Source organism: Candidatus Glomeribacter gigasporarum BEG34, assembly GCF_000227585.1.
Taxonomy (GTDB): Bacteria; Pseudomonadota; Gammaproteobacteria; order Burkholderiales; family Burkholderiaceae; genus Glomeribacter; species Glomeribacter gigasporarum_B.
The window spans coordinates 1-26,220 of record NZ_CAFB01000044.1 but is presented as its reverse complement, the minus strand read 5'-3'; the positions used below and the strand labels follow the sequence as shown (position 1 = coordinate 26,220).

The following is a 26,220-nucleotide window of genomic DNA, read 5'->3' as shown; positions in this document are numbered from 1 at the left end:
AATTATTCTCCTTGCGTATTGAGATTTTCTCCGAGCAAGTCTCGATATGCGCCTGTTTCTTCAAGCGCTTCGATTTCGGCCACTTCCAGAAAACTGCGCTTGAATTGTTCGCGTACTGCTGTTCCAAATATTGCGTCATCTGCGCCCCATACTCGATAAAGTTCTGAGATGAAATCGTCTTGCTGCCTACGGTCTTGTATGCTGTATACAAAATTGAGTATGTCTTCCAGGCTCGGATGAGCGCACTTATTCTGATAAATTTCTTGTGGCAGGGCCTTTACAGGGCTACTCACGACTGAGTTCATGGTGATTTCCATTTGAAAATACTGTGTGGTTACTGCAATAGTCTTTTCAAATTTCACTATAGAAAATCACAAAATTTTTAGGGTTTAAATTGCGAGTTTTTAAGGGTAAGGGAGCAAGGCTGATTGGAAAGGCAACTGGACCGCTCATTCCAAAGAGGACGGCTTTAACTGCCGTGTTGATTCACAATTGCGCTTATGTGGAACCGAGGCAGCGTCAGGAAACAGCCCATAGGGCCTTCCCTGCAAGGCCAGAAATAGGGGATATATCGCTGCAAGCATAGCTAAAACGCTGACGACCATGAGTCGCCTGTATCCTATAAGATCAGCGAGATAACCAGAGGCCACACAGAACAGCGGCAAGGCACACAGCGTAAGGGTATTCGTCAGAGATGCTATTTTCTGGAGATAGTTTAGAAAATAAGTCAGATAAGCAGGCATCCAAACCCCCAGTATGTAAAAGCAAACGGTTGAAAAGGCAACCAGTGCGACCGCTTGGAACAGTTGCCCTTTCGTCGCAGTCAAAACAGTCCGCATGGGCTTTCGGGTTTTCAAAAAAGGCTTCTGGGCCACGGACGCTTCCAGAATTCCTGATCGGATGTGAAAAATGTAAAGTGTGATCGGAATGCCGAGCAGAAAAGGGAGCCGCCAGGCCCACGCGAGGATGGTGTCCTGGTCAAAGCACCACACGAGTAAGGTCGCTATTAAAGAACCGCACAGGATACCCACGCTGGCGCTGACAATGACGGTGCTATACAAAATACCTCTGCGACTGGGTTCTGCGTTTTCAAATATATAGCAGCCCGTTACGGGACTTTCACTGCCGGCGCCAAATCCCTGCACCAGCCTTGACATCAAGAGACACACGGTTGCCAATCCACCGATCTGGTCGTAGGTGGGCAGCATCCCAATCAGAATCGTAGGAACAGACATCACCATCAGGGATAATTGCAAAGAACGGCGGCGGCCCGCTCGATCCGCCAGCGAACCAAAGAACAAACTGCCTAAAGGGCGGGTGAAATAGCTGGCGGCAAAGAGGGCAAAGGCTTGAATCAGCGCCAGAGTAGGATGCGTGGACTTAAAGAATAACTGGTCTAGGGTGCCGGCCAGGAAACCGTAGACGGAAAACTCGTACCATTCAAACAGGTTGGCCAGTAAGCCAATCTTCAACAGAGCACGTATTCCTGTGTGCATTTCGGATTTTGTTTAATACGGCATAAAGATCGATACTGTTTTTCAATTTCGAAGGTTGACAAGCAGCCATGCCGCGTCGTTGGGTGCTGTCTGCAGCGGAACGCGAGAGTCTGTGAGCGCTGCCTGAACATCAGGATGCCCTGATTCGGCATGACACGTTCAGCGAGTCTGATCTGTCCATCATTCGCCAGCGTCGCAAGGCTGCCACTCAGCTGGGATTTGCAGTCCAGCTGTGTGACATGCGCTCCCCAGGCAGGATGTTGGAGATAGAAGAGCCCCCTTTTTCTCCGGTGCTGAGCTTCGTGGCAGCCCAGCTTAAATGACCGTTAGACATTTGGGCTGAGTACGGGCAACGGGCAGAGACGCGCCGAGCACATCTGGTTGAACTGCAGTCTGTGTTTGGCTTGAGGCCCTTTACAGTGCGATGTCACAAATCTTCTGTGCAGGCGTTGGCACCACTGGCACAGCAGACCGATAAAGGCATCATGCTAGCCAAGGNGCTGATTGNGGCACTCCGCAGCCGTTGAATCCTGCTGCCATCGATCCTAATGATCGATAGGATTTGCGCAGAAGCCATGACACGNGGCAATCGACCCCTTTATTCCGCGCTCACAGCAGGTTTGACCCAGGCTCATCGGCAGAAGCTAGAGCATCTGCTCAACCTACATGAACACAGCAAAATCAGCCTATGAGCCTGGCTACGTCAGTCGCCCAATGCGCCGAATGCCCAGCACCTGTGAGCACATCTGGATGGGCTTAAAACGCTGGAAGCGCTGAGATTGCCAGAGGGTCTTGAGCACCGGATACATCAGAATCGGCTTTTAAAGCGCGCTCGTGAAGGCGCTCAAATGACTGCCCAACATTTGCGTGATCTGGAAAGTACACGTCGGCACGCCACGCGGGTTGCTGTCGTGCTGGAAGTTCAATCGACAATCATCGAGAGATCATTGACCTGCATGACCGCATCATGGGCCGTCTTTTCAATTGGGCTAAACACAGTCACGCGCAGCAGTTCCAGGAATCCGGCAAGACAATCCACGAAAAGATGCGTTGATACGGGAAAATCGGCACGGTCCTGCTGGCCGCCAGGACAGAGGGTACAGACGCCTTTTCAGCGATTGAAGCGCTCATTTCATGGGAAACGTTTGCAAAAATCGTGACAGCAACACAAGACCTCACCCCAAGGGAGTTTGACGACCTGCATCGCATTGGAGACGGCGATGCGCAGGTCCGTCGATATGCCCCCGCGCTTCTGGATGCCCTGCAGATGAAAGTCGCGCCTGCAGCACAGGATGTGTTGTCTGCTGTAGAGACGCTCAAAACACTCAACGCGGAGAATGCCCGAAAAGTACCACAAGACGTGCCCACCCGCTTTGTGCGAAAACGCTGGGAAAGCCTGGTCTTCAAGGCAGAGGGTGTGGATCGGCGCTTTTACGAACTGTGCACACTGTCCGCACTGAAAAATGCACTGCGTTCAGGTGATCTTTGGGTGCAAGGCTCTCGCCAGTTCAAGGATTTCGGGGATGATCTATGACCGACGGATCCATTCTCTGCGCGCAGTCTATCTCATCATTTAGCCATTGAGACAGACTGCGATGCCTATCTTCACGAACGCCTCTCCAAACTGACGCAACAACTGAACATCGTCCGTCGCCTGGCAAAGGCAGAGGCATTGCCAGAGGCCGTCATGACCCCATCCGGTCTGAAAATCACGCCGCTGAACAACAGCGTACCTGACGCAGCTGATGTGTTGATCCAGCAAGCCTACAGCCTGCTGCCGCCTATCAAAATCACTGAATGGCGGGTGGAAGTAGACAAATGGACAGACTTCACCCGCCCCTTCACGCCCCTAAAAACAGGCGATTTGGCCAAGCAAAAATCCCTGCTGCTCACCCCCCTTCTGGCAGATGCCATCCACCTGGGTTTAAGCAAGATGGCCGAATCCTGCTCTGGAACCCCCTATGCCAAGCGGGCCTGGCTACAAGCATGGCATGTTCGAGATGAAACCTATTCGGCAGCTTTGGCAGCACTGGTGAATGCGCAGTTTCGACATCCTTTTGCAGGAGACTGGGGCGATGGGTCGACCGCTTCCTCAGACGGCCAGCGCTTCAGAGTGGGCGGGCACGCGGAACGGGGCGGCAATATCCACCCCAAATAGGGCAGTGAACCCGGCATCCAATTCTACACGCATGTCTCCGATCAGGATACGCCGTTTCATACCAAGGTGATCAATGTCGGCGTTCGAGATGCGACCTATGTATTGGATGGGTGGCTGTATCACGAATCAGACTTGCGAATTAAAGCGCATGACACGGATACCGCGGGCTTTACCGATCATGTGTTTGGCCTGATGCATCTCTTAGGCTTCCGGTTTGCGCCCCGTATCCGTGATCTCGCCGATAAACGGTGGTACGTGCCGGGTAAACCGGCGGATTTCCCTGATGTGGCTGCTTTGGTGGGTGGTTCGATCAATACCAAGCATATCCGAAGCCACTGGAACGAGATTCTTCGGCTGGCGGCATCCATTCGTCAGGGGACTGGGACGGCTTCTCTGATGCTGCGCAAGCTCAGCAGCTCTCCCAGACAAAACGGACGGGCGGTAGCCCTTAGAGAACTGGGCAGGGTCGAGCGTAGTGTGTTGACCTTCGATTGGCTGCACAACGTCGAGCTGCACCGCCGCGTCAACGCGCGGCTGAACAAAGGCGAAGCCAGAAATGCGCTCACCAGAGCCGTCTTCTTTCACCGGCCGGGCGAGATGCGAGACCGTAGCTTCGAGAACCAGCGTCATCGCGCCAGCGGCCTTACGCTGGTGACAGCAGCTATCGCGTTGTGGAACTCAGTCTATCTAGAACGGGCAATCCAGGCGCTCAGGGAGCATAGCCAGTCTATTGAGGCGTACCTTCTAGTATATCTGTCACCGTTGGGCTGGGAGCATATCAATTTGACGGGGAATGATGTTTGCAGCAGGGAAAAACGCCCAGGAAAGGAACATTCAGGCCCTTGCGACCCTTCCCTCAGGCTTAGCGTACTCTGTCCTCCGTTGCGTGACGCGACCCCAACTGGCATTACAACCTCGTGATCGAGCGCTTGATCTGGCCTGCGGCAACGGTGCGTTGACGCGGACGATAGCCCGGCATGTTTGACATGTCACCGGCGTTGATTTTTCCAACACGCTCCTCAGGCACGCACACTGTAGGACGGCAGCAGAATACATAATACGACATATACTTACTCCCTTTGTCGACAGGGCATTCAAAAGGATCAAACGTATTCACCGAATGCATTTCGATGAGGCGATACTATGGCAATGCTCACCGTGCGCAATCTGCCAGACGACATGCACCGCGCGTTGCGGGTGCGGGCCGCTCAACATGGGCACAGCACTGAGACCGGAGTCCGCGAGATTCTGGCAGATGCGTGTTCGCCTAGGTGAAGCTCTCGCTGCATTGGGCCGCAAGACCGGTCTCACACACAAGGATTTTGAGATCTTCGACCGGGTGAGAGACAAAACTCCGGCTGAGCCGACGAGGTTTGAATGATCGTGCTCGATACCCACCTCGTTTCCGAGGCGGTGTAGCCCGAACCGTATCCGGCTGTGCGCGCCTGGTGAAACGATCAAACGGTCGAAGCGCTGTACCTGTCCAGCGTGACGCTGGCAGAATGGCTGTTTGGCATCGCAGCGCTCCCGTCCGGCAAGCGCAAGGACAGGCTGACACAGGCCCTTAATGGCCTGATGGGGTTGTTCAGAGGGCGAGTGTTGCCAATTCGATATCGATGCGCACGGCGCTATGCCGAGTTGGCCGTGACGGCTAAGAGCGGTGGGCGAGGATTCCCAACACCGGACGGCTATATTGCCGCGATTGCGGCTTCGCGGGGTTTCATCGTGGCCTCACGCGACACCGCCCCCTATAGGCGGTTGGTGTGTCTGCCATCCATCCGTGGAAAGTAGGGCCGAGCAGTCCGTCGCTTTGACCGATCAAATACGTGATAATGGCTATTATTACGTATTTAGGAAACATGACCTAAACAGACACGCTCCAGACATTATGGCGGCTTTCATCCAAACTACCTCTCATGTATCCACAATCCGTTGCCGAAACCACTCCGCAAGCTGCTGTTCTGAGCACGCGCCAGCCGCCACATCTTCCATGACTCTGACAGCTTCTACTGGGTCAAAATGTAATACGTGATGGTTGTCTGCTAGAAACAATCGAGCGGCTACCCAGGCTGTGCGTTTGTTGCCATCGATAAAACCATGATTCTTGGCCAGTCCATAAGCATATGCAGCGGCTAAATCGGCGATATCAGGCTGTCCGTAGGCGGCTCTGTTTTGAGGCCGCGCCAAGGCAGATGCGATAGCACCCGCATCCCGCAGCCCATCTTGTCCGCCATGCTCAGCCAGTTGTCGATCGTGGATGGCGTATACCACTTCAGGGCTGAGCCAGCGCCAAGCGTTCACTGGGCCAAGGTATGCAGAAGATCACGGTCTTGACGCATGATGGCTTCGGCCAAGCGCAGTTGGCGCTCAAAATCAGGGTTATAAGCGGTCAGACGGTAGCTGCCGTCTGGCGCCTCGGTCAGATAGACTTTATCTCCCTTCTGGACTTTCAGGCGGGCCGTGGCTTCCTTCGGCAGGATGAAACCTACGGAAGCGCCTACTGTGGTGACTTTGAGTGCAAGCATAAGATTTCCTCCGTCTATATAATAAACATTATATAGATCAATAGAGTATAGAAGCAGCCTGCCGCTCGCGTGTTTATGAATCAACCCGTAAAACCCGGTCAGTCTGCTCTGTCTCCCCTCTTCGACAGCCTCAACTTCATCCCATCCCAAACGCTGATGCCTGTCTACCAGGACTTTCCCGAAACGCAGGCAGACTTTCAGCAGGCGCGCGCCTTTCTGCTCAGCTATCAGGCAATGCGGCGACCTTTCAGGCGTATCGTCGGGAGGTGGAACGGCTGCTGCAATGGGCCTGGTTAATCGCTCAAAAGTCGGTTCGATCATTAGGACGAGCAGAGATTGAAGCCTATGTCGCCTTTTGCCAGAACCCGCCGCGTAGTTGGACCGGAATCAAAAAGGCGCCGCGCTTTCTGGATAAAGGCGGTACGCGGGTGCCGAACTCTGATTGGCGGCCTTTTGTGGCGACGGTTGCTAAAGCAGCACATGGGCGGGGCCAGCGGCCCCAGCTAGAGGATTATGCCTTGTCTCCCAAAGCGCTGGCGGGGATTTTTGCGATTACCGGCAGTTTCTACCAGTTCCTGATTCAGGAAGGCTACACGGAAGTGAATCCCTTGCTGATGATCCGCCAGAAAAGCCGGTATTTCCAGCGCATCCAGGGCAAAGGCAAAATCCGGCGCTTGTCGGAACTGCAGTGGCACTATGTTATTGAGACGGCGGAAATTATGGCGCAAGAATCGCCACAGCATGAGCGCACGCTGTTCATCATGACGGCGCTTTATGCGCTGTATTTGCGCATCTCGGAACTGGCGGCGAGTACGCGCTGGATTCCCAAGATGGGCGATTTCTATTGCGACGCCGATGGCCTGTGGTGGTTCGTCACCGTCGGGAAAGGCAACAAGGAACGGCAAATCACGGTGAGCGACACGATGCTGGCGGCACTGCGCCGTTACCGCCGCTTCCTGGACCTGCCCGCCCTGCCTTCGCCAAGAGATCAACATCCCTTGATTCCCAAACGGCTTGGGAAAGGGCCGATTACTTCAACCAGCCAGATTCGGGTGATCGTTCAAGACTGTTTTGATCGGGCCAAAGCAAGGCTTGAAGCCGATGGCTTTCAGGACGAAGCGGAGGCGCTCTCGGAGGCGACGGTACATTGGCTCCGGCACACGGGTATCTCGGAGGATGTGAAACACCGTCCGAGAGAACATGTGCGGGACGATGCGGGGCACAGTTCGAGCGCGATTACAGATCAATACATCGACATCGAGCTGCGGGCGCGGCATGCGAGTGGGCGGGGGAAGCGGGTGAAGCCTGCATAGACACACGCACTCTAAATCTACCGCAATCAATAGAATTCCGAGAATTACCAGCCAGCTGGTCGATAAATAGCAGTGCCAGGTATTTTCTCAGGCAACTGAGCATTCGCAAGATGCGTAGGACTTAAGATTTTTGACCAGTCTACATACTGCAAGAGATCCCGTGCCACCTTCCTATAATCATTTCCTGACACAGGCGCAACCAAGCCTAATCGTAGTCTGGGACTGCATCGTTTAATTGTAGCAAGGGCGGGACCTAAATCCGTGTCATTGGTGCAAAGAACCGCCTGCTCAAATACTTGCAGGAAAGCGCCTGATACAAGGTCGGAAGCCAAGCTAACATCGGTTTTTTTTCAGATAGAGAATAGACCTGAACTTTTGTGGAGCCAGTGATAGGCGGTTTGACGAGTCGAAGGTAGGGGTAGACAGTTCTAAGCGCCCTTCGATAATTACTACCTTTCTCGGAGGCATTTTTCGCAATGCCTGTAAGTATAACCGCTGCCGCTGGGGTGAGGCGGGATGATCGCATAAACGGCCCAGAACAGGCGCTGTGTAGTAACGAACCTCTATAACCTCGGCCTCTGGATTCAGAACGTGATTTTGGAAAAGCGCAAAAAGGTCCAGCCATTTGTAAGGAGATCGACGTAGAAGGCCATAATACAGGTTGTACCCGTCAATATAGACAATTGTGCGCAAAGATATAGCCTCTAGAAATGACAAAGCCGCCCAGAGGCGGCCTGCCGCCCTAAGAGCATTCGGCTAAACCGAACGGTCAAAGGGTGAGTCGTAAACTGATTATAACACCGCTTAACGCGCTTGCAACGTTTGCTCACGCCTTCTTGTGGGTGTATTGGCTGACCAGTGCCTGGCCTGAGCTGATGTTTCGCTTGTTCCCATACTGCTTTTTGCTGACTCAACCGTGTTGGTTGGGCTATCTTGGGATTGCAGACTGATGCTGACGAATCCGCGAAAGCATAAATAGAAAGCGTTCAGCTATCAATGACAGACAGGCTCGATGATAAACCGCTAAACCTATGCCGCTGACAGTCCACGCCGCTGCCCCGACAGAAACCCTCACCGGCATCATCGAGCGCATCACCTTCCATAGCGAGACCACAGGATTCTGCGTCCTGAAAGTTCAGGTCAAAGGCAAAAGAGACTTGATACCTGTAGTGGGTACCGCTTTGAACCTCAACGTCGGACAATCCATCGACGCTCATGGCCACTGGGTACGGGACAGAACCCACGGGCTGCAATTTAAGGCCGCTCATCTCCAAATCACGGCTCCCAGCTCCTTGGTCGGTATCGAGAAATATCTCGGCTCCGGTATGGTAAAGGGCATCGGTACTCACTTTGCCAAGAAGCTGATTGTCGCCTTCGGCAAGGCGGTCTTCAATGTCATCGAACAGGAACCGGAACGCCTGTTGGCACTCCCCGGCATCGGCGAGAAGCGCAAGCGGCAACTGCTCGCCAGTTGGCAGGAACAGAAGGTGATCCGTTCAATCATGGTGTTCCTTCAGGGGCATGGCATCAGCAGCACGCGAGCAGTGCGCATCTACAAGACCTACGGAGATGAGGCCGTCGCCAGGGTTCAGGAGAATCCCTACCGTTTGGCCCGCGATGTCTACGGCATCGGATTCCAAACCGCCGATGCCCTCGCCAGAAAGCTGGATATCCCCGAAGACTCGCCCCTGCGCGCGATGGCGGGTGTGGAATACGTGATGCAGAACTTCAGCAGCGAAGGCCACTGTGCGGTGCCTGCCGCGACCCTTCAAGAGAAGACGCAGGCGCTGCTGGAGATACCGGCCCCTATCGTGGAGGCCGCGATAGGGGATGCAATCTTTGAGGAACGCCTGATGCCCAGCGAAAAGGACGGGCAACCGCTCGTGTTTCTGGCGGCGTTGTATCAAGCAGAAGTCTCGGTGGCCCAGCATCTCAAGCGCTTGATGAGCGGCCCCTTGCCTTGGGTTACGCTCAAGGCCGCGCAGTGCGTCACTCAAGTTGAGCAGCAAACGGGACTGGCGCTGTCTACTTCCCAGCGTGCCGCTGGTGGAAGCGCTCAATGCTAAGGTCTTTATCCTGACAGGCGGGCCTGGGGTGGGGAAAACCACGGCTGTTAAAAGCCTGCTTGCCATCCTGAAAAAACTTCAAGGCTGCTCCTTGCGCATTGCCCTCTGTGCGCCAACGGGTCGGGCAGCGAAAAGGCTATCCGAAACCACCGGCTGGCCAGACAAAACCATCCATCGGCTGCTGGAATTCGATCCAAAGGCGTTTCGATTCAAACATGATCAGGCCAATCCTTTGCCTGCTGATCTCTTGATCGTGGATGAAGCCTCCATGCTGGATATTGTGCTGATGAACAACCTCCTGAAAGCACTGCCTTCCCAGGCAGCCTTATTACTGATTGGAGATGTCGATCAGTTGCCCTCTGTCGGGCCAGGGCGAGTGCTGGCGGATTTGATTGAGTCTGGCAAAACCCCAACAGCGCGGTTGACGGAGATTTTCCGGCAGGCGGCCTGTTCTCGCATTATTGTTAACGCGCACCGCGTGAACCAGGGTCAGATGCCGCTGCCGACGCCGGAAGATTCGGAATTGTCAGATTTTTACTTTGTAGAAGCAGACTCACCGGAAGCGATCCATGACAAAATCCTGTACCTGGTTACAGAGCGTATTCCAAAGCGATTCGGGCTGCATCCGGTACGGGACATCCAGGTGCTCACTCCCATGCACCGAGGCGGGGTGGGGCGCAGGCGCTGAATGGTGCTCTACAAGCCAAGCTGAACGCGCAAGGTGCACCGAGCATCAGCCGTTTCGGTTCTACCTTTGCGCCCGGCGATAAAGTCATTCAGCAAGTGAATAACTATGACAAGGAAGTGTTCAATGGCGATGTGGGGCATATTGTCGCCATCGATCTGGAAGAAGGCAGCCTGCAGGTGGATTTCGAGGGGCGGTCGGTAGGGTACGAATTGAGAGAGCTGGATGAACTCTCTCTGGCTTATGCCATGAGTATTCACAAGAGTCAGGGTAGCGAGTATCCGGCCGTCGTCATACCTGTTGCGATGTCGCACTACCGGATGCTGGCACGGAATTTGCTGTATACGGGGATTACACGGGGCAAGCGCTTGGTGGTGTTGGTGGGTCAGAAGAAGGCATTGCGGATTGCGGTGCGGACGGGTCAGAGTCATCAGCGCTTGACGCTGTTACGCGAGCGGCTGGAAATGTGTTTGGGGAAACGCATTTAGAAGGAGCCCATGCGCATTCTTACCCTCAAGTCGGAGAGATGCGCAAAGACTCATGGTAAAGTTAAGTGCGTTACGGGAGTGCCCTGAACGAGGTGTTGATCGACAATCGCGTCAATATCCTCTATCGTCCGGCAGCGATACCAAACATTATCGGGAAAGATCACGACAGTAGGGCCTTGAGCGCAATGCGAAAGACAACCGCTTGGGTTCACTTTCACGCGCCGTCCGGGCTGAAAATCTGCCTGCCTTGCAAGAATGGCCTGCCTAAAATAGTCCAGCATCCTGTCTCTATCACGGGCATTGCCACAGGCGAGTTTGTTTTCTCGCACATTGCAGCACATGAAAACGTAAGTGTCCTGTGTCGGACGGGAGGTTAAGTCCATCGGGGTACTGGAAGCTGTAGTCAGGCGCACTTCTTTTGATAAGAGCATCCAAAATGCTTCTGGAAGAGCCGTTCGGACTCGCGCAATCCTTCTTCGGTCAGCACGACAGATTTGGCCTTGCTGACGGGATTTTCAATGAAACCCTTTTGTACAATCGATCCAGAGCATCCCAATCATGGCCCTTCCAGGCGCGGTCACCATCGTGCAGGGTCAACTGCAGCAATGCGAGCACGGTTTCGTCAACCGCCTCTGTATTGAAATTACTGCTTTCGTTGTCTGCAGACAAGTCGCTCATAGCGTGCGGGGTTGCTTTTAATTCACTGTTTCCGCGTCTTTTCGACCAAACAAGACGCGAAGTTGTGCTTTGGCCTGTTGCAGGATAGCTTTTTGCTCAGTTGAGAGATGCTTGCCTGCTCGATTGATGTAGAAGTTTAGCATCGACATTGCAGCTTGTAAGGGTGTGCCTTTGCGTCGCTGGCTGGTTTCTGCCGAACGTTTCAGAGAAGCTGCAATAGTGGTTGGGTCACGCGATTTAAAAATACCTGGTTCAAGGTCCAGCGCATGGCTGTGTTGCGTCACTTTCTTCGACCATTTCATCTCACTTCAATCAATTCTATTCAGCCTCGCTCAATTCCATACGACCCAATAGGAGGTCTGCTTGCAGGAGAGCGGCTACCTTACGGAAGCTCTCCAAAACACCGGCCTCTGTCTTGATCAGAGGATGGCTCGCCGGTAGGAATCGGCTCATTTCTGCTCTGTACGGCGTCAAGCGCTCAGGTAATGCCAGTTGTGCGACCCGTTCCTTTAATCCAGCTTGCCAGGTCGCTTTATCTAATCCATAGTCGCTCAACTTGCGCAGCACCCAGTCAGCCAGCGTTAGTGTGACCCGAATCCCCGCATCGTACAAAAAAGCCACATCCCACACATCCCGCCACTTAAGATAAGGACGCGCGCCTAATGCCACAATCTTGTCCGCCATGATCTCAGACTCCGATTCAACGGATAGATAAAGGGACCTAGCATCGCCAGCGGGTAAATCAGGGTACTGGGCGCGAATCAGACGCCAGGTGGAGTCGTAACTGGGAACGGCCATCACCTCGACCGAGACAAACTGACTCTGAGGCATGCTGGGATTCTGCGCTGCATCCGGTAAATAGATGCGCACCTTCCAGCGCATCAGGTTCTTTTGACGTGGCGGCCTTTCAATCTTGAGTCTGAGGTCATAGGCCTGTTCAAAACGGCGGGTCAACTGGATAGCAAAAGCATCCAGCGCCGTACTGTCCAGCGCCTCAGGGCCACAGACAAAATCCAGGTCTTCCGAAAGGCGCAGGCCGCCATAGCACAAGCGAATGGCTGTACCCCCCTGAAAGACTAATCGAGACGCTACTGCGCATCCCGTCAAAACGGACAAAATGTCATAGTGCATCAGCTCCTTGAGCACTTGATCTCGCAGTAGGCCGTTCGTCCTTGCGATCCGGTGAGCAGTATCCAGCAGACGGTTCATGGATGCTCCACTAAATTCAGGTTTCGCCCTACCCGATGTAGATCACGCAAGGCCCGCTCCGATGTCGCCACCCAGATGCCGCGCGCGGGGTTCCATTGAATGTCGGCGGTGTTGAGAACCCCAGTTCTTTTCGTATGCACGAGTTCCAGGCTACCGAGCGGCGTATCAAAGCGCGCTTCACGGCCAGTTGTCATATAAGTCTCTACGGTTGGCACTTGGGGTATCCAACCGTTACGCGACAGTTCGGCTTCAAGGCTGGCATAGGTGATACACGGTCTGCGCACTTCGAGCGCAAACTGATCCAACGGTGTTGGAGGCAAACTTCTTGCACGGGGAAAATAGAGCCATCCGCGTGCAAGTTCCACCACGATGTGAGCCTGACGGGCGCGGTGCAAGGTTAAGTAAAGTTGAGCGCCCTCTTCACCTGTCAGTGCGACCATCTCAGAGACACGAAATAGCCATTGCTCTGCCTCATCGCGCTGGTACAGCCGTTCCAGTAGATAGGATAATTTCACATCTATACTTAAACATATCAATATTGATAATTTGTAGTATACATGTTTAAGGATGATCGCCCCATCTCTCTTCAGAACGTGATTTTGGAAAAGCGAAAAAAGGTCCAGCCATTTGTAAGGAGATCGACGTAGAAGGCCATATATAGACAATTGTGCGCAAAGATATAGCCTCTAAAAAGGCAAAGCCGCCCAGAGGCGGCCTGCCGCCCTAAGAGCATTCGGCTAAATCGAACGGTCAAAGGGTAAGTCATAAACTGATTACAACACCGCTCAACGCGCTTGCAACGTTTGCTCATGCCTTCTTGTAGGTGTGGTGGCTGCATCGACATTGCAGATTCGGGTGATTGTTCAGGGCTGTTTTGATCGGGCTAAAGCGCGGCTTCAAGCCGATGGCTTTCTGGATGAGGCAGAAGCGCTTTCAGAAGTAACCGTGCATTGGCTCCGGCACACGGGCATCTCGGACGATGTGAAACGGCGAGACCCAGAGAGCATGTTCGGGATGATGCAGGGCACAGTTCAAGTGCAATCACGGACAAATACATCGACATCGAGCTGCGGGAACGGCATGCAAGCGGGAGACGGAAGCTAGTGAAGCCTGCTTAGACACAAACATAGACGAGTAGCATTCTTCTGTGCTTCTATTTATACTACTCTATATTCCCACATAGCGGGGTACATTGAGAGGAACATAAGGAGGATACATGCAAGCAATCAATATCCGTCAACTTAAGCACAATCCGTCTGCTGCACTACGCTCAGCCAAAGAGGATGATTTTGTGGTCATCATGAATCGGGACGAACCCCAAGCGCTGCTGATCGATTTGAAGCGCTTAGGGGTACCCGATGTGAACCGTGTGCGAGTTGCGTTGGCTGTCGCCTTGTTCAAACAGAACACGATCTCTCTAGGCTATGCGGCGCGAATAGCAGATAAGACACTGCCAGACATGATGACAATGCTGGTGAAGCTGGGTATTCCGGTCGTTGCGGTAAGCCAGGAGGATATCGAGCATGATCTTCAGGTCGCCGATGAGGTATGGGCCTAGATCAACACTTTGTGGTCGCCGACGCAGAACCGCTGATTGCACTTTCACGGCTGGGGGAACTGGAGCTGCTCCAGCAGTTGCTGGGAGAAGTCTGGATCACGTCCGTCGTGCGGCAAGAGCTATTGGACGCAGGCTCCTTTCAGGGGCAGACAGAAATTATGTACCCGGAGCATGGCTGCATGAAACGAGTGTCGAGATAACAGGTTGGCGCGCCCTCCATCCCGGCATCGATCCAGGCGAAGCCAGCAGTATTTGCTTGGCCGAGCAGCATCCCAAAAGCCTTCTCATTATCGATGATAGAGCGGGACGGCTGGAGGCCAAAGCGCGGGGAGTGCGCTACATTGGGCTGCTTGGCTTAATCGTTCAAGCCAGACGTATGGGGAAATTGGACGAGGCGCGTCCGCTCTTGGATGCCTTGCAGCAAGTAGGTTACTGTATGAGTGATGCGCGCATGTCCGACTGCTTCAACCGGCTGGGGAACCTTTAGATTTTTGATGATGAAAAAACTGGGCCGATTTCTTCTATTCCCTCTCTTTATTTCCATCACGTATGCTGCGTTTACAGCCGAGGCAGTTACTTTTGCTGACCTCGCAAGCCAATTATCCTACCGTACAGCCTGGCGAAATCTTTTTAAAGGCGAAAAACATGTTCCAGCTTGGGTACGTCTGGCAAGGGGTAAGAGTTCTCCATATAGCAGCGTTCTCATCGCTGGGAAAAATTATGTCAGTGGCGAGATGTGCAAACCACATCATTGCGGCAGCCATCGTTTTTACGGCATCTTCAGCGAAGATCAAAAGCAGGCTTGGGGACTTCTGGTAACGATCAAAAATACAGTTGATGCCATTCAGAATCCAAGCAGATACGCGACTTATCGCTGGTTCGGAAAACCTGATGATTCTATCAAGGCCCACCTGATGGGGCAGCTCAGGGCAGATCCCAATTGGAAATAACGGATTAACACATTGCCATTAGGAACAACGCGCCCTAGACCAATCTTTATGGCCACGGTAGCAAGAGAAATCTTCCTTTACTGTGTTGATCTGCCAGCGTCTTTGAGGATTTAAGCGTAATTGTAGACGCCAGCGGATATCCTGAATACTATCGTCTAATAAACCCTTTTGGATGACGATCAGATGAACCTGATCAGACATTTCCCGCCGCTTACTGTGCTGCACGATAGTCAGCGTTTTATAGTCAACAAAATGATCTGCTCCACTCAGACGGCTTTTGAGAAACTGGGTTACGACTTCGACCGGCAATTGTCCAGGCCGACCTATGTAAGGTAGTCGGTCTTGATCCGTGTCAGCACATGCTGGCATCGTCAGAAAGGCAAGAAAATACGCAGAAATAAGATAAAACCAGTTTGAATGGGACATCTCTGTTGTACCCTGTCTTTCGGCCAGTGTTGCATCCATAAGATACTTAATCTATGGGCTTCCCGACAATGCGGTGCGCACAACCTTCGCATCCAGGGCCGCTGCGGTAACACGAATCTGCTTGTATCGGCTGCTATGGCCGGTCTCCAGATGCACCGCATGATTCGGCACGCTCAAGCGTTCAGCCAGCCAGGCGCATAGCGCTTTTATTCGCCTTGCCGTCCACCGGCGGCGCGTTCAGGCGTATTTTCAGCGCGCCATTGAATTCACCCGCAGCTTCTGTTGTCTTCGCGTTGGGCTGCATATAGACCCGAAGCTGTACACCATCGACCACATTCTGGCACCAGCAGACTGATTGCGAAAAAAGGTTTGATTGCGCCGCTTTCATGCGTTCAGGTTCTACGGTTTGCCGATTAAGGCAATCGCCTTTGCCCGAACTTCGGCCAGTTCGACAGAAGACACTTTACCCTTGTAGACCGCCTTACGCACGACCCAATCCAAGCTTTTCACCTGGTCGGCCAGTACCGCGCTTGGGCGGTCGTCGTCAATTGAGACCTCGAATGGATAGCCCTTGATCTGCGTCGTCAGGGGACAGCACAGCATTAGGCTGATTTTACCATTATACGCTGCTGGACTGAGCACCAGCGCGGGCCGATGTCCGGCTTGCTCATGACCGGCTTGCGGGTCGAATTGCAGCCATACCCTATCGCCGGCTTCAGGCACATAGCGACGCGCCATTAGAACGCTTCTTCTCCGACGGCCGTACCCAAATCAACCTCAGCATGCAAATTCTCCGCCGTAATGCCCGCCAATAATTGCGCCAAGTCGTATTCGTTCGCGCGCGCGGGCTCAATGATGATGCGCCCGTTTTCTTCACTCACGTCTACCGCTTCGTCCAAACTCAGATGCGCGGCTTCCATAATGGTGGCAGGAATGCGCACTGCTGCGCTGTTGCCCCACTTCTTGACAGTCACTCGCATATGAACCCCACATGTATCTTCAATGTTGATACTATACCTGGTCAGATAGCAGGAGACAATGCGCCGCTTTCAGCCGGTTGCAGGCTACCCACGCGGAGCGTTATTCGTCCAAACCCGCCGCTGATCGAATCAGTTCAACCTTCGCGTCCGTCTCAAGCCGTAACCAGGCCGCGTCAGCTGTTAGAATAGGCCAACCCTGTACGATGCCAGCTGCTAGGCAAATGCGATCCCCCAACGAAAGTCCACTCCTAGGCCAACGTGCGTGCAATTCAGCGCTCTGGATGGCGATCTCGCGTGAGACGCTGACAATTTCAATCGGCAGTTGATCGACGGTACGCAGGGTCTCAGAGATGGGCATGCCTGCACGCGTTGCCAATACGCTTAATACCTCAGCCAGATTTGCAGTTGTCAGCGCGCTCCGGCCGCTGCTTAATGCGGCAGCCACACGCTCCCCGCCCGGCTCTCGCCGCAAGGCCGCCAGCAGTGCCGAGCTATCCAGCAGGATCATGCACTGCTTCGCGGGCTGCTTCGGCGCGGCGTTCCTCTATTAAAGCGTCCACCAGTGAACCACCATCGCCCTTGAGTCGTTCGCTGAAGGCATTAAGGATGCTATCAATCTTTCGACGGCGGTCATGCAGCTCGATAATGCTGTCACGAACAACGACCTCAAGCGGTGTGCCCTCTGATAATGCGAGCTGCTCACGAACAGATACGGGAATGACTACCCGGCCCGCCTTCCCCATCACGACATTCATCAATCACCCTCTCTATTCATTTGCCATTTATTATAAGTGCCATTATAAGTCACATGGCTTAGAATTTATAGTGCCATCATTTATAACATGACATAAAAGGAGGGTGGTCTGGCTGTCCCTTTCAGAGCGTGAAAACGCCTGTTGCGGGATCCAATCGGATTGTCATGAAGGAGGGCAAAAAAGCCCGCTTCCAGCCTGTTGCATTGCACTAACGCGGAGCACTAGCATCAGAAGGCGTGGCGATGAGCCGCCGCAGAATGGGCGTCAAACCCACCCTGCGACAACCGCACCCAAGGTACCGCAAATACCTTGACTGCTAAACAGACCAACTAACAGGAGTTGATCATGGCTTTCGATAGCTTAGGGCACGGTGTGCCCGCACGACAACTTGCGCCCGTAACACGGGCCGCTCATCAAAAAAGGCCGCCCTGCACAGGCCGACCGGCTGCTTGGCTGGCCAGTTCTATCTGCTTTTTCAAAGCGCTGGAATCTCCAAAGACTCACACGGTTGCCTATAGCGATCCGTCGTGAGGGTTGCTTGCAGGACTTCATCCATGCGGAAAGCGCCCTCACACCAGAAACGGGCAAGACCCATCCCGCACGCCACTCATCCCTCTAGTTTGGCAAAAACAATCCGAGAATCGTTGGAAAGCCCCCAATTTTCAGATGAAGAGAAAGAACAGTTTATCGACAAACTGCTGTTCAGCTATCTCATGCCGGTCGAGCTGATACTGTCTCCTGAGTTAACGCAGCGGGAACAGGAATGCTTCCGGCTGGCCGAGTTGAATCTAAACTCGGCTGAAATCGGGGAACGCTTAGGCATCAAAAAAACCACCGTCATTTCACGCCTGAAAGCCGCCAAAAGAAAACTGGGCTGTCACAGTCTGCTGGAGGCGATTTGCCAGGCGATGAAGCAGCGCTATCTCAAAGGAACAATAGAGAATCCTAGATATCCTCCTCATGGATGAGGAGCCTGAATCACGACGCAAACCCTTTGAAACGCAGTGTTTTAAAGACAGGCAAGCCGCTTGCTCAAAAATACTTGTTTTTATTAGAGCAAAAAAACAACATCGAACAATCAAACGCTCCTCACGCAAGAGGATACCTGTTTCTTTTGCCCTATTGCACGCTGATCTCTTTAGGCATAGCCATCACCTAAAGAGGCAATCGTCATGGAAAACCAGGGTTTTGGAACGGGTAGCGCTAGAGGTGCTATAAAGTGCTGCTCGTCGAGGACAATTCAACACTTCAGATGATCCAGAAGACCTTTCTAGAAATGGCGGGCTGTGAGGTCGAAATCACGGACAAGGGCCGAGAAGCGCTCACCTTGACACAAGCGAGTACGTATGATTGCGTGTTTCTGGACTTGGGCCTCCCAGACGTGGCAGCACGGCGAGGAAATATTACAGGACTGTCTCAACAAGGGCGCGGATGCTGCCCTAATGAAACCCGCACATCCAGATCAGTGGGAGGCGCTCGTCCAGCAATTCTGCAAACGCGAAGATCGGTAGGCGACGCGCACAGGGCTGGAAAATATCCATTAGGCAATGCCATAGAAGAGGATGATAGCGCTTTCAATCTTGATCATCGTCTTCCGGTCCAGCGCGCCAATCACATCGCGGATGCGTTCTTTGCGAACCGGCATTATTTTGTCCACCATCGCTTGCGACAGCTTGGAAATTCCACTGCGTCCGGTCGGTTCGATCACAACGCGAAAAACGGGCGCATCTTCAAGGTCGCTGGTCAGAGGCAAAACAGAAACGCTTTCCAGGGCGTTAAAAGAGATCCGATTGAATGATAATCGCCGGACGCGGTTTACTGCCGTAATCGCCTTCGCCCCCTGCGATGGTGATACATCGCCTCGTTTCAAGCATCCCACCCGGTGATATCTGAAACCGATTCAGCCCAATCCATCACCCGGCGTTCGCGGGTCGCATGCGCGGCGACATTGCGCGCTTGTCTGCGGCATTCCTCGGCAAATTCTGGCCGCCTGGTATCCGACACCCAAGCATCTGTGTTGCAAGTCAAGTGGTTGGCGCTGGATTTTCCTGCCAGGGGGAGCGGCGCTGGACGAGGCTGTTCAGGATAGAGAGCAGCTTACGCAACACAGCGATCAGAGCTTTTATGGGTTTTCCAGCGGCTCGTAAGCGTTCGTAGAACGTTTTCATATCCTCGTTGCAACGAGCCGCCGATAAAGCCGCCATGTAGAGCACGCGCCGCACGCGCGCCCTTCCCCCCTGCATAAAGCGCTCGCCTTGATGCTTACCACTATCGTGATTGAAAGGCGCGCCCCCTACCAAGGCTGCCAGAGACTGATGAGCACAACGACCTAACTCCGGTAGAAAAGCTTCCAGATGCCAGGCAGTAAGATTTCCAACACCCGGCACAGAAGTTAACAAGGCATGCGTTTCCTGCATCTCTGCGGTTTTGGGTTGCTTTTCGATGGCTGTCTCAACGTTGCCTATCTCCTTGTCCAGCCAACGAATATGGGCTTTGAGCGAACGCTTGATCACCGTGTCCGTACAATGCTCCAAGTGATTTTTATCTCTTTGTAGGTCCTTAACCCGCTGTTCACGTCGCTTGATCAGCCGCCCTCATTGCGCCTGCTCTGCCGATAGAAGATGCTCGTCCCCTTGGACTTTCATCGCTCCCCGTATTCACAGATCCACTGGGCGTCTATCCTGTCTGTTTTGGCGAGATACCCCTTGCTCTTGGCAAAGGCTCGAACGCGCTTGGCATTGGCGAGATGGATAGGGAACCCAGCCTTGCGCACGGTCAACATTCAATCCCTTTCATAGCCACCGCTGGCTTCACAGACCACCGTACTGACTGGATTCCCTGATTGAATAAATTTCTCTAGTGCCCGGATGAATTTCTTCAGTCCTTTGGCTGTGTTTTCTACTTGGAAATAATGAGCACCCATTTGTGCATCCAGCACGTGTTTACTGACATCTACCCCTATATAAGCTGCCATTGGATTGCATCCTCCTCTAGCTGTATGCTTGAAAAGTTGGCTCTCCCCATACTTGCCGATTGGATGCGAGGCTTGAGCCTCTCCCATCTGTCCGGAGCTTGACCAACATAAAAAGCAGAGAGCATCCTGTCTTTCTCCCAGTACTTCATTAACCTGTTTGCACGCGATTCCTCTCTGCCACCTCATAAAGTGATCAGCTTTATGGGGCCAATCCAATATACAACAAGGTTTGCCACGAGGGCTGCGAAGCCCCACTTGATTGAAGCGCGCAACGATCTGCGAGTCGGACAAATGCTGCGACAGTTCGCGGACTTGCTCGACGATAGTCACCGGATAGCGCATTGCGTCGGCGATGGGCTTGGGCAAATTGACGGTGATATCGTTACAGGTGCCGCCTTGCCAACGGATATGCAGAATGATTTGCCGCTGGCCGGACAATTTCTTCACCGTGATGCCTCGGATAAGGAGCCGTAGCATACGCTTGCGATCCTTCGCTTGTGTCGTCGGAGCATGCCACAGGCGTGGTAGATCGCGGGCCAATGCGAGGATTTGGGCCTCTTGCTCAGGCGTGACGATACGCGCCTTCTGGCTTTGAAATTGGGCAGCCTCGGTCTTACTCGATTCGAGGCGAAGCAACGCGTCGTTCCAACGCCGCTCAAGGGTTCCGGCGACCAATCGGTTAGCGGGATCGCACTCTTGATAGCGTTGCTCGGCGAGCGCGGCCTCATATTGAGCACGTTCAATGCGCATTTGCCATTGACGCATGATGGTTTGATCGCGTTGCTCAAGTTCCTTCAGCGCTGTTACGGCCAGTTCGAGTTCGGCCGGTTGTAGCCTCTTGAGCACCGCTTCGCTGATCGCGTCGTCGAGTAGGCTGCTGCGCACGCTCATGCAATCTTTGGTCGCTAAACTTTCGCGACGCTGCCAACTGCACAGGTAGACTGGGTAGATGCCACCGTGACCTTGATAGCGTATCGTGATTGCCCGGCCGCAGCGACCGCATACCAGTAGCCCCTGAAGCAGCGCGAGGCCTTCACGAGCCGGGCCGCTCAACAGGGTTTCTTCGCTGTTGGTCCGATTGTGCGCCATGTGGGCTTGGTTCTGCTCAAACTCATCCAGGGTGATATATCCCTTATGGTGTTCTGGCAGGTGAACACGCCAGCCCGCCCTCGGGACTCGCTGCACGCGCTGGCGCACGTCTCCCTGGCGAGTGATATGCTTGCGGTACTGGTAACGTCCAAAGACATACACGCCCGCATACGAAGGATTCTTAATCTGTCCTAGTTCACGTCTTTTGTTCAGCCGCCCCCAGATGAGTTGGCCCGCCCAGGCTCCGCCGTAGGCGCGCTTGGGAAAACGTAAGCCGCTTTGCGTGAAGCGCTTGACGACCGCATAGGCACTACCAGTTTTCTGAAAGAGGCGAAACACCCACTGTACAGCACCGCGAACCTCGTCATTGGGATCAAGGACAATGCGACCTTCATCGTCATAACACAGGCCAACTGGCAGGGGAAACCGCAATTCCCCCTTCTGTGCTTTGTTAAGCTTACCGCCCTGGAGGCGCCCGCGCAAAAAGTGTAGTTTGGCCTGCGCCATTGTCCCTTTCAGACCTAACAACAGCCCGTCGTTGAAGTCCCCTGGATCGTAACAGCCATCGGCATCGATAACCAACGTATGGGTGAGTGCGCATAACTCCAACAACCGATGCCAGTCCAGGTTCGAGCGCGCCAGACGCGAGACCTCCAAAGCAAACACCGCGCCCACTTGCCCCATCGAGACATCTGCCACCAGTGTCTTGAAGTCCTCGCGTCCCTTCATCCGTGCACCCGACTGACCCAGATCCCGATCCAACGTGCGGATGGCCGTCTCTGGCCAGCCCAGTGCCAACGCTTTGTCCCGCAGCGCATACTGGCGTTCGGTACTCTCCTGATGATGCCGTACCTGGGCCGGAGTCGACTGACGGATATAGATGTACGCCGGTTTGCTGTAGTGCTGTTCGGTGATCTTGGTGATCATTCATAGCCTCCTCGGTCGCTTCTAGTCGCGGGGGCCGCCGTGAGCCAAGCTTCGAGCATGTTGGCGATCAGCACGCCAGCAAATTGCGCATCGACGGAGGGAGTGAGCAATGGCAACGGCTGGTGGCTCATCAGGTCCCCTTAAAACGCTTCTCGGCGACGTAACAATTCGCGGTTGATCTCGCAGATCGCTTCGATGATCTCGCGAACCCGATGATAGTTTGCCAGGCGCTTGGTAACGTCGACGTAATGGGCTTGTGGCACGTAGTCCATTTGCGGTCGACGGCCGGAAAAACTCACCGATAGGTAGTACTTGGGACCGTGACCGGGAGTATGGGCGCACTTGCAGCCAGGTTTGCCACAACGCTTGTAGCGCTCGACCAGTGAACCCCGCAAAAGGGTCTCCAACACTGGCATTTGCCGTACCAACTGGGTGCGGCGTCTGCGCAAAGTGGACGATGGAGTATCCTGCATTATCAGACCAGTTAAATGTATGGTCTGATAATAGATCGACAATGTTCACTGATCAAGCCCTTTCCTAAATGACTCCTTGGAGGGGAACGTGGTGAGGCGCTCGACCAAAGCGATCAGCTCCAGCAGCATGTCAAGATCAAAGTAACATGCCGAGGCTTCACGATTGCCTTCGGCAGGCAGCGCGCCCCAGTCAGTCCATTCACGGTTAAGGCTGAAGCTGCCACGCTCCGAGTGCGCTAGGATCAGCGTGTCGATACCTGAAACTCGTCGCGTCTTCAGGACTGGAAATCGTTGACCTTTGAGCGGATGAAATGGATGTCAGATCTCCACCCAACCCAAAGGCTCTTTGGATGTATGTGCAGTTCGCACTGACCATCGCAACGGTAGAAGATCGCATTGTGCAAACGGCAATGAAACGGGTCATGGAGCCCATATTTGAAGTGGAATTTCAGGAATGCTCCTATGTATATAGGCTGAGATGAAACGCCAAGCAAGCCAGTGAGGGGATTAGACAAGATTTATATCAACAGGCATGGAGCGTTGTGGAAATGGATTTCCAGGCTTACTTCACCAGTATTCCGCACAATAAGCTCCTAGAGGTGATCAGTCGCAGGATATCGGATGCAAGCCTGGTGAAATTAATCAAACAAACGCTCAAGATTGGCATCAGCCACAAAGGGAGTGTGCAACCAACGAAAATTGGAGTGCCGCAAGGCTCCCCGACTTCCCCGTTGTACAGCAACATTTACCTGAACGTCATCGACCGAAAGTGGCAGGAAGAAAAGTGCCCAGAGAAACTGGGCGCAACCTTGCACCGCTACGCGGATGATGCCGTGCTGGTCTGCCGAAAGAGCGCCCAGACTGCGCTACAAGCATTCTCTGAAATGGCAAGGGAGATGAGACTTACGCTAAATAGCAAGAAGACGCGGATAACGAAGCTGACTCAAGGGTTTGATTTCCTGGGTATCCACTTTATCAAGCAAAAGAGTCTCAAAGGCGGCAGGAATACCATCTATCTGCACCCCTCCAAACAGGCGCAACAAAGCATACGCAACAGACTGAAATCTTGGACATCACGAAATGCGCCTATTAATCCTGAAACATTTGTCGAGCAGATCAAACCGATTGTGTGGGGGTGGGTCAACTATTTCAAGCACACGAATGCCAGCAAAGCCTTTAAGGGATTACAGCGTTTTATCAACATCCGGTTCCGAAGATACTTAACCCATAGAAGGAAAGGCCACGGGTTTGGATGGAAGAAATATCCAAACAGCAGGTTGTACGCAATGGGGATGCCCTATATTGCGGGCGGCGTGCTTGAGCATCAAGGAACCCTTGCGCATGGTTCACGATGAAGACTGTCGGACCGCCGTATTCGGGAAAACTGAACGTACGGTGGGATGAGAAGGGGATGATGAACCAGACACGACAAAGCTAATGAGGCACTGCACGGAGAAATCCGCAGAAACAGATAGGCTAAGTCTAACGCTGCTGAGTCATTCCTTTACTCTAGAGTAATTTCTAGCGTTCTTATCTGTGAAGTTTCGCCGAGTAGGAACCCGATGTCACCATCAGGCCCGCCTCTCAGAACTGCGCGTGCAAGTTTCCCTGCACGCAGCTCAAGCCCTCATCAAAGTATCGCTTTTTTTCGATACTTCAAGCTTTCGGATCGCTCGTTTTGCAGCATGTATTGACCGATGGCAGTTTGGGTGCATGAGTATCAGGTTGTTGTACCGATGCGTGCCCCCGTTGGCTTGATGTTGGATATGGTGGATGTTGGAGAGCATAAGGATTTGTGTGGCGTTCACGCGGCGGCCTTGAGGTTATTGGATTTATAGATACCGTGGGGCATTTCGGGCTACCAGCCCTGAAAGGTTGATCGAAGGGTTCCGTCGAGAGTTCTAGTCCTGCAAAAGGGGGTAGACCCAACAGTCGTGTCACCAGCCGCCACTTGATATTGTCGAATTTGACAATATCTTTGTATGTTGGCATGATTGTCAATATGAAAGCGGAATTACTTTTGCGGGAGAGAATAGAACTGCCTTCAGGTGCATGAGTGGAAATGGTGATCTGGCGTATACCGGAACCTGTCCAAGGCAGTTCCCATCACTATAAATACCGTTTGTTCTATGGACGAGGTGGAAAACGGATCGTCGGGTATGACAATGAGAGGCCGAAGGGAGATCATCGGCATATAGAGGGACAAGGAGAGCACGTGCAATTCAACACGCTCGATACCTTAATTGAAGAGTTTTTGGCGGAGGTTAAAGCGCGGGAGGAAGTATGAAAACGGCAACGATCAGGATTCGGAAAGATACAAATGCGGTTTTGCGCGAGGCTGCACAACGGTTCAAGCAAGTTTGGAAAACAGGCCAGCCACAGGGTGCGTGTTTCACTTTTTCCACTGCTGAGCAACTTTTTCGGACGGTGACTCCGAAGCGATGGGCCTTGCTTGAGAAATTACAGGCCATCGGGCCAATCAGCTTGCGGGGATTAGCGCGAGAACTGGAGCGAGATGTTAAACGTGTACATGAAGATACCACAGTGTTACAGGAGGTCGGGTTAATAGAGCGCGATGAGAGGAGAAAATTGATTGTGCCGTATCGCGTTATTCACATTGATTTTGATCTTGAAGTCGCAGCATAGACTTTTCTGCCAAGGGCTTCTGAGATCAATTTGCTACAGAAAAATCAAACACCAACTTTCTCGGACTGATGCGGCCTGGCTCAAACAGTGAGCTTTGCGGCTAATACCATTTCCACTCCTTAAGTCGATTGATTGTTCCGCTGCTTCCAGAATCCATTTCCAGATGGCAGCTGATGACATGACTGTTGGGCCTACCAAAGTAAGCGTTCCAATAAAGCGGCCTTCGAAAAGGACAATTGGAAATCAATCTAGCAATGACTAGAAGACATGCTCTGCTAGCAATAGCCAGAATTCGTGGCTATGTTAGAGAAAACCACAAACTCAAAGGGTCATAAAACAGCCATCGCTTTTGGTCATGTGTTGCGCGAGTTACGTTTAAAACGCAAGCTTACGCAAGAACAGCTTTCATTCAAATGTGGAGTCGCTCGCGCCTATATTTCTCAGCTGGAGCTAGGAAATCAATTGCCTTCTCTTGACACAATGCTAGCGCTTTCCCGTGGCTTAGAGGTTCCTATTGGATATCTCACCGTTTTACTCGATGAAAAATTGAAAGAAATATCAGTTAAACAATAATAATTTTTGATTGCGGAAGCTTAACAGGGTTGAAAGAGTAATTAATACTAAGATGTCTGATATTAATAGCTATCAGGCAGGGTTTAGCAGCCCTCCTATCCTCCAAGACTGGCGTCACTTCTATGGCGGCCAGGTAGGGGAGCTAATGCGTAAGCAAAGGCTCGCCGATGCTTGGAGGTCGGTCTGCTAACCCTACTTTGGTCCGCCACCTTTTTAGCAGGGGGAGCGGGAAATAAACCATCTCCAAGAAA

Annotated in this window: 35 protein-coding genes and 6 pseudogenes; 19 read left to right on the top strand and 22 right to left on the bottom strand. The window is 53.0% G+C overall.

What is annotated here, in order from left to right:
- Positions 1-2 precede the first annotated feature (2 nt).
- Together CAGGBEG34_RS05390 and CAGGBEG34_RS05385 are read right to left on the bottom strand one after the other, a co-directional pair.
- The gene (locus tag CAGGBEG34_RS05390) at positions 3-362 is read right to left on the bottom strand and encodes a hypothetical protein (protein ID WP_006682796.1); all 360 of its coding nucleotides are present in this window, start codon (positions 360-362) and stop codon (positions 3-5) included.
- Between the two features lie 87 nt (positions 363-449).
- Positions 450-1,496: an MFS transporter gene (locus CAGGBEG34_RS05385; RefSeq protein ID WP_006682795.1), complete on the bottom strand. Its 1,047-nt coding sequence runs from the start codon at positions 1,494-1,496 to the stop codon at positions 450-452.
- A 119-nt stretch (positions 1,497-1,615) separates the two neighbouring features.
- On the opposite strand from CAGGBEG34_RS05385, the pseudogene CAGGBEG34_RS05380 reads away from it, so the two are divergent.
- From CAGGBEG34_RS05380 to CAGGBEG34_RS10145, 3 pseudogenes are all read left to right on the top strand, one after another.
- A pseudogene (locus tag CAGGBEG34_RS05380) lies at positions 1,616-4,520 on the top strand (Tn3 family transposase).
- Positions 4,521-4,797: 277 nt separating this feature from the next.
- Positions 4,798-5,035, top strand: a pseudogene (locus tag CAGGBEG34_RS11715) (FitA-like ribbon-helix-helix domain-containing protein).
- 56 nt (positions 5,036-5,091) lie between these two features.
- Positions 5,092-5,468, top strand: a pseudogene (locus tag CAGGBEG34_RS10145) (PIN domain-containing protein).
- A gap of 100 nt (positions 5,469-5,568) precedes the next feature.
- On the opposite strand, the gene CAGGBEG34_RS05370 reads toward CAGGBEG34_RS10145, so the two are convergent.
- Together CAGGBEG34_RS05370 and CAGGBEG34_RS05365 are read right to left on the bottom strand one after the other, a co-directional pair.
- On the bottom strand, positions 5,569-5,955 hold the full coding sequence (locus CAGGBEG34_RS05370) for a type II toxin-antitoxin system death-on-curing family toxin (RefSeq protein ID WP_042688175.1): 387 nt from the start codon (positions 5,953-5,955) through the stop codon (positions 5,569-5,571).
- Entirely contained in the window at positions 5,952-6,179 is a 228-nt protein-coding gene (locus CAGGBEG34_RS05365; protein WP_006682794.1) for an AbrB/MazE/SpoVT family DNA-binding domain-containing protein, read from the bottom strand. Before CAGGBEG34_RS05365 ends, CAGGBEG34_RS05370 begins: the two co-directional genes overlap by 4 nt.
- 75 nt (positions 6,180-6,254) lie before the next feature.
- On the opposite strand from CAGGBEG34_RS05365, the gene CAGGBEG34_RS11030 reads away from it, so the two are divergent.
- From CAGGBEG34_RS11030 to CAGGBEG34_RS11700, 5 genes are all read left to right on the top strand, one after another.
- Positions 6,255-6,476, top strand: a complete 222-nt coding sequence (locus CAGGBEG34_RS11030; RefSeq protein ID WP_158641806.1) for a hypothetical protein — start codon at positions 6,255-6,257, stop codon at positions 6,474-6,476.
- On the top strand, positions 6,446-7,492 hold the full coding sequence (locus tag CAGGBEG34_RS05360; RefSeq protein WP_158641805.1) for a tyrosine-type recombinase/integrase: 1,047 nt from the start codon (positions 6,446-6,448) through the stop codon (positions 7,490-7,492). Before CAGGBEG34_RS11030 ends, CAGGBEG34_RS05360 begins: the two co-directional genes overlap by 31 nt.
- Before the next feature lie 1,031 nt (positions 7,493-8,523).
- Positions 8,524-9,558 (top strand): helix-hairpin-helix domain-containing protein, encoded by a 1,035-nt coding sequence (locus CAGGBEG34_RS11710; RefSeq protein ID WP_238984987.1) that lies wholly within the window; start codon positions 8,524-8,526, stop codon positions 9,556-9,558.
- The gene (locus tag CAGGBEG34_RS11705; protein WP_238984986.1) at positions 9,491-10,246 is read left to right on the top strand and encodes an ATP-dependent DNA helicase; all 756 of its coding nucleotides are present in this window, start codon (positions 9,491-9,493) and stop codon (positions 10,244-10,246) included. The genes CAGGBEG34_RS11710 and CAGGBEG34_RS11705 overlap by 68 nt, the downstream gene beginning before the upstream one ends.
- Positions 10,171-10,731, top strand: a complete 561-nt coding sequence (locus CAGGBEG34_RS11700) for an ATP-dependent DNA helicase (RefSeq protein WP_320408618.1) — start codon at positions 10,171-10,173, stop codon at positions 10,729-10,731. Before CAGGBEG34_RS11705 ends, CAGGBEG34_RS11700 begins: the two co-directional genes overlap by 76 nt.
- Positions 10,732-10,781: 50 nt before the next feature.
- Here CAGGBEG34_RS11700 and CAGGBEG34_RS11025 read toward each other — a convergent pair whose 3' ends face one another.
- The 5 genes and pseudogenes from CAGGBEG34_RS11025 to CAGGBEG34_RS09665 form a co-directional block, all read right to left on the bottom strand.
- Complete coding sequence (locus tag CAGGBEG34_RS11025) at positions 10,782-11,012, bottom strand: (2Fe-2S) ferredoxin domain-containing protein (protein WP_158641804.1); 231 nt, start codon at positions 11,010-11,012, stop codon at positions 10,782-10,784.
- A gap of 122 nt (positions 11,013-11,134) precedes the next feature.
- Positions 11,135-11,409 (bottom strand): annotated as a pseudogene (locus tag CAGGBEG34_RS05350) (DUF6429 family protein).
- Positions 11,410-11,426: 17 nt separating this feature from the next.
- Positions 11,427-11,711, bottom strand: a complete 285-nt coding sequence (locus CAGGBEG34_RS05345; RefSeq protein WP_006682791.1) for a DUF3175 domain-containing protein — start codon at positions 11,709-11,711, stop codon at positions 11,427-11,429.
- 16 nt (positions 11,712-11,727) lie between these two features.
- Entirely contained in the window at positions 11,728-12,618 is an 891-nt protein-coding gene (locus CAGGBEG34_RS05340; protein ID WP_006682790.1) for a nucleotidyl transferase AbiEii/AbiGii toxin family protein, read from the bottom strand.
- Positions 12,615-13,133 (bottom strand): hypothetical protein, encoded by a 519-nt coding sequence (locus CAGGBEG34_RS09665; protein WP_050009329.1) that lies wholly within the window; start codon positions 13,131-13,133, stop codon positions 12,615-12,617. The genes CAGGBEG34_RS05340 and CAGGBEG34_RS09665 overlap by 4 nt, the downstream gene beginning before the upstream one ends.
- A gap of 313 nt (positions 13,134-13,446) precedes the next feature.
- Between CAGGBEG34_RS09665 and CAGGBEG34_RS05330 the strand changes: the two genes are divergently transcribed.
- From CAGGBEG34_RS05330 to CAGGBEG34_RS05315, 5 genes are all read left to right on the top strand, one after another.
- Complete coding sequence (locus CAGGBEG34_RS05330) at positions 13,447-13,722, top strand: hypothetical protein (protein ID WP_203224838.1); 276 nt, start codon at positions 13,447-13,449, stop codon at positions 13,720-13,722.
- Between the two features lie 112 nt (positions 13,723-13,834).
- Complete coding sequence (locus CAGGBEG34_RS05325; RefSeq protein WP_006682788.1) at positions 13,835-14,176, top strand: UPF0175 family protein; 342 nt, start codon at positions 13,835-13,837, stop codon at positions 14,174-14,176.
- Entirely contained in the window at positions 14,167-14,376 is a 210-nt protein-coding gene (locus CAGGBEG34_RS09660; RefSeq protein WP_050009328.1) for a PIN domain-containing protein, read from the top strand. Before CAGGBEG34_RS05325 ends, CAGGBEG34_RS09660 begins: the two co-directional genes overlap by 10 nt.
- Positions 14,298-14,663, top strand: a complete 366-nt coding sequence (locus CAGGBEG34_RS12325) for a PIN domain-containing protein (protein WP_478210142.1) — start codon at positions 14,298-14,300, stop codon at positions 14,661-14,663. Before CAGGBEG34_RS09660 ends, CAGGBEG34_RS12325 begins: the two co-directional genes overlap by 79 nt.
- A 7-nt stretch (positions 14,664-14,670) precedes the next feature.
- The gene (locus CAGGBEG34_RS05315) at positions 14,671-15,126 is read left to right on the top strand and encodes an inhibitor of vertebrate lysozyme family protein (RefSeq protein WP_158641803.1); all 456 of its coding nucleotides are present in this window, start codon (positions 14,671-14,673) and stop codon (positions 15,124-15,126) included.
- A gap of 18 nt (positions 15,127-15,144) precedes the next feature.
- Here the strand turns inward: CAGGBEG34_RS05315 and CAGGBEG34_RS05310 are convergent, their stop codons facing one another.
- The 6 genes from CAGGBEG34_RS05310 to CAGGBEG34_RS05285 form a co-directional block, all read right to left on the bottom strand.
- Positions 15,145-15,591, bottom strand: coding sequence for a hypothetical protein (locus tag CAGGBEG34_RS05310; RefSeq protein WP_006682784.1), 447 nt, complete (start codon positions 15,589-15,591; stop codon positions 15,145-15,147).
- A gap of 142 nt (positions 15,592-15,733) precedes the next feature.
- Positions 15,734-15,940, bottom strand: coding sequence for a DUF167 domain-containing protein (locus CAGGBEG34_RS11695; protein WP_238984985.1), 207 nt, complete (start codon positions 15,938-15,940; stop codon positions 15,734-15,736).
- Positions 15,941-15,951: 11 nt separating this feature from the next.
- Positions 15,952-16,290: an endoribonuclease MazF gene (gene mazF / locus CAGGBEG34_RS05300; RefSeq protein WP_006682783.1), complete on the bottom strand. Its 339-nt coding sequence runs from the start codon at positions 16,288-16,290 to the stop codon at positions 15,952-15,954.
- Complete coding sequence (locus tag CAGGBEG34_RS05295; RefSeq protein ID WP_006682782.1) at positions 16,290-16,532, bottom strand: AbrB/MazE/SpoVT family DNA-binding domain-containing protein; 243 nt, start codon at positions 16,530-16,532, stop codon at positions 16,290-16,292. The genes mazF and CAGGBEG34_RS05295 overlap by 1 nt, the downstream gene beginning before the upstream one ends.
- A gap of 100 nt (positions 16,533-16,632) precedes the next feature.
- Complete coding sequence (locus CAGGBEG34_RS05290; RefSeq protein ID WP_006682781.1) at positions 16,633-17,040, bottom strand: type II toxin-antitoxin system VapC family toxin; 408 nt, start codon at positions 17,038-17,040, stop codon at positions 16,633-16,635.
- Positions 17,024-17,287: an AbrB/MazE/SpoVT family DNA-binding domain-containing protein gene (locus CAGGBEG34_RS05285; protein WP_006682780.1), complete on the bottom strand. Its 264-nt coding sequence runs from the start codon at positions 17,285-17,287 to the stop codon at positions 17,024-17,026. The genes CAGGBEG34_RS05290 and CAGGBEG34_RS05285 overlap by 17 nt, the downstream gene beginning before the upstream one ends.
- Before the next feature lie 644 nt (positions 17,288-17,931).
- Between CAGGBEG34_RS05285 and CAGGBEG34_RS05280 the strand changes: the two genes are divergently transcribed.
- The gene (locus tag CAGGBEG34_RS05280; protein WP_050009327.1) at positions 17,932-18,255 is read left to right on the top strand and encodes a helix-turn-helix transcriptional regulator; all 324 of its coding nucleotides are present in this window, start codon (positions 17,932-17,934) and stop codon (positions 18,253-18,255) included.
- A gap of 251 nt (positions 18,256-18,506) precedes the next feature.
- Positions 18,507-18,659, top strand: a pseudogene (locus tag CAGGBEG34_RS12170) (response regulator); the annotation flags it as partial.
- A 168-nt stretch (positions 18,660-18,827) separates the two neighbouring features.
- On the opposite strand, the gene CAGGBEG34_RS05275 reads toward CAGGBEG34_RS12170, so the two are convergent.
- The 6 genes and pseudogenes from CAGGBEG34_RS05275 to CAGGBEG34_RS10130 form a co-directional block, all read right to left on the bottom strand.
- Entirely contained in the window at positions 18,828-19,166 is a 339-nt protein-coding gene (locus CAGGBEG34_RS05275) for a type II toxin-antitoxin system PemK/MazF family toxin (protein WP_420885888.1), read from the bottom strand.
- Positions 19,154-19,315 carry an antitoxin MazE-like protein gene (locus CAGGBEG34_RS10135; protein WP_102033281.1) on the bottom strand — a complete coding sequence of 54 codons (162 nt, stop codon included), beginning with the start codon at positions 19,313-19,315 and terminating at the stop codon, positions 19,154-19,156. The genes CAGGBEG34_RS05275 and CAGGBEG34_RS10135 overlap by 13 nt, the downstream gene beginning before the upstream one ends.
- Entirely contained in the window at positions 19,312-19,800 is a 489-nt protein-coding gene (locus tag CAGGBEG34_RS05265) for an IS110 family transposase (RefSeq protein WP_050009316.1), read from the bottom strand. The genes CAGGBEG34_RS10135 and CAGGBEG34_RS05265 overlap by 4 nt, the downstream gene beginning before the upstream one ends.
- A 269-nt stretch (positions 19,801-20,069) precedes the next feature.
- Complete coding sequence (locus CAGGBEG34_RS05260) at positions 20,070-22,277, bottom strand: recombinase family protein (protein WP_006682778.1); 2,208 nt, start codon at positions 22,275-22,277, stop codon at positions 20,070-20,072.
- Positions 22,278-22,417: 140 nt separating this feature from the next.
- Positions 22,418-22,750 carry a DUF6788 family protein gene (locus tag CAGGBEG34_RS05255; protein ID WP_042688098.1) on the bottom strand — a complete coding sequence of 111 codons (333 nt, stop codon included), beginning with the start codon at positions 22,748-22,750 and terminating at the stop codon, positions 22,418-22,420.
- Positions 22,751-22,795: 45 nt separating this feature from the next.
- Positions 22,796-23,056, bottom strand: a pseudogene (locus CAGGBEG34_RS10130) (DUF5372 family protein); the annotation flags it as partial.
- A gap of 200 nt (positions 23,057-23,256) precedes the next feature.
- Here CAGGBEG34_RS10130 and CAGGBEG34_RS05250 point away from each other — a divergent pair.
- The gene (locus CAGGBEG34_RS05250; RefSeq protein ID WP_275226146.1) at positions 23,257-24,105 is read left to right on the top strand and encodes a reverse transcriptase domain-containing protein; all 849 of its coding nucleotides are present in this window, start codon (positions 23,257-23,259) and stop codon (positions 24,103-24,105) included.
- Between the two features lie 264 nt (positions 24,106-24,369).
- Here the strand turns inward: CAGGBEG34_RS05250 and CAGGBEG34_RS12165 are convergent, their stop codons facing one another.
- Positions 24,370-24,537, bottom strand: a complete 168-nt coding sequence (locus tag CAGGBEG34_RS12165; RefSeq protein WP_081463757.1) for an HNH endonuclease — start codon at positions 24,535-24,537, stop codon at positions 24,370-24,372.
- Positions 24,538-24,812: 275 nt separating this feature from the next.
- Here CAGGBEG34_RS12165 and CAGGBEG34_RS11690 point away from each other — a divergent pair, with 275 nt between their 5' ends.
- The 3 genes from CAGGBEG34_RS11690 (at position 24,813) to CAGGBEG34_RS05235 (ending at position 25,969) form a co-directional block, all read left to right on the top strand.
- Positions 24,813-25,037, top strand: coding sequence for a toxin-antitoxin system TumE family protein (locus CAGGBEG34_RS11690; RefSeq protein WP_042688182.1), 225 nt, complete (start codon positions 24,813-24,815; stop codon positions 25,035-25,037).
- Positions 25,034-25,396, top strand: coding sequence for an HVO_A0114 family putative DNA-binding protein (locus tag CAGGBEG34_RS05240; RefSeq protein WP_006682776.1), 363 nt, complete (start codon positions 25,034-25,036; stop codon positions 25,394-25,396). The genes CAGGBEG34_RS11690 and CAGGBEG34_RS05240 overlap by 4 nt, the downstream gene beginning before the upstream one ends.
- 300 nt (positions 25,397-25,696) lie before the next feature.
- Positions 25,697-25,969, top strand: coding sequence for a helix-turn-helix domain-containing protein (locus CAGGBEG34_RS05235; RefSeq protein WP_006682775.1), 273 nt, complete (start codon positions 25,697-25,699; stop codon positions 25,967-25,969).
- Positions 25,970-26,220: the final 251 nt, after the last annotated feature.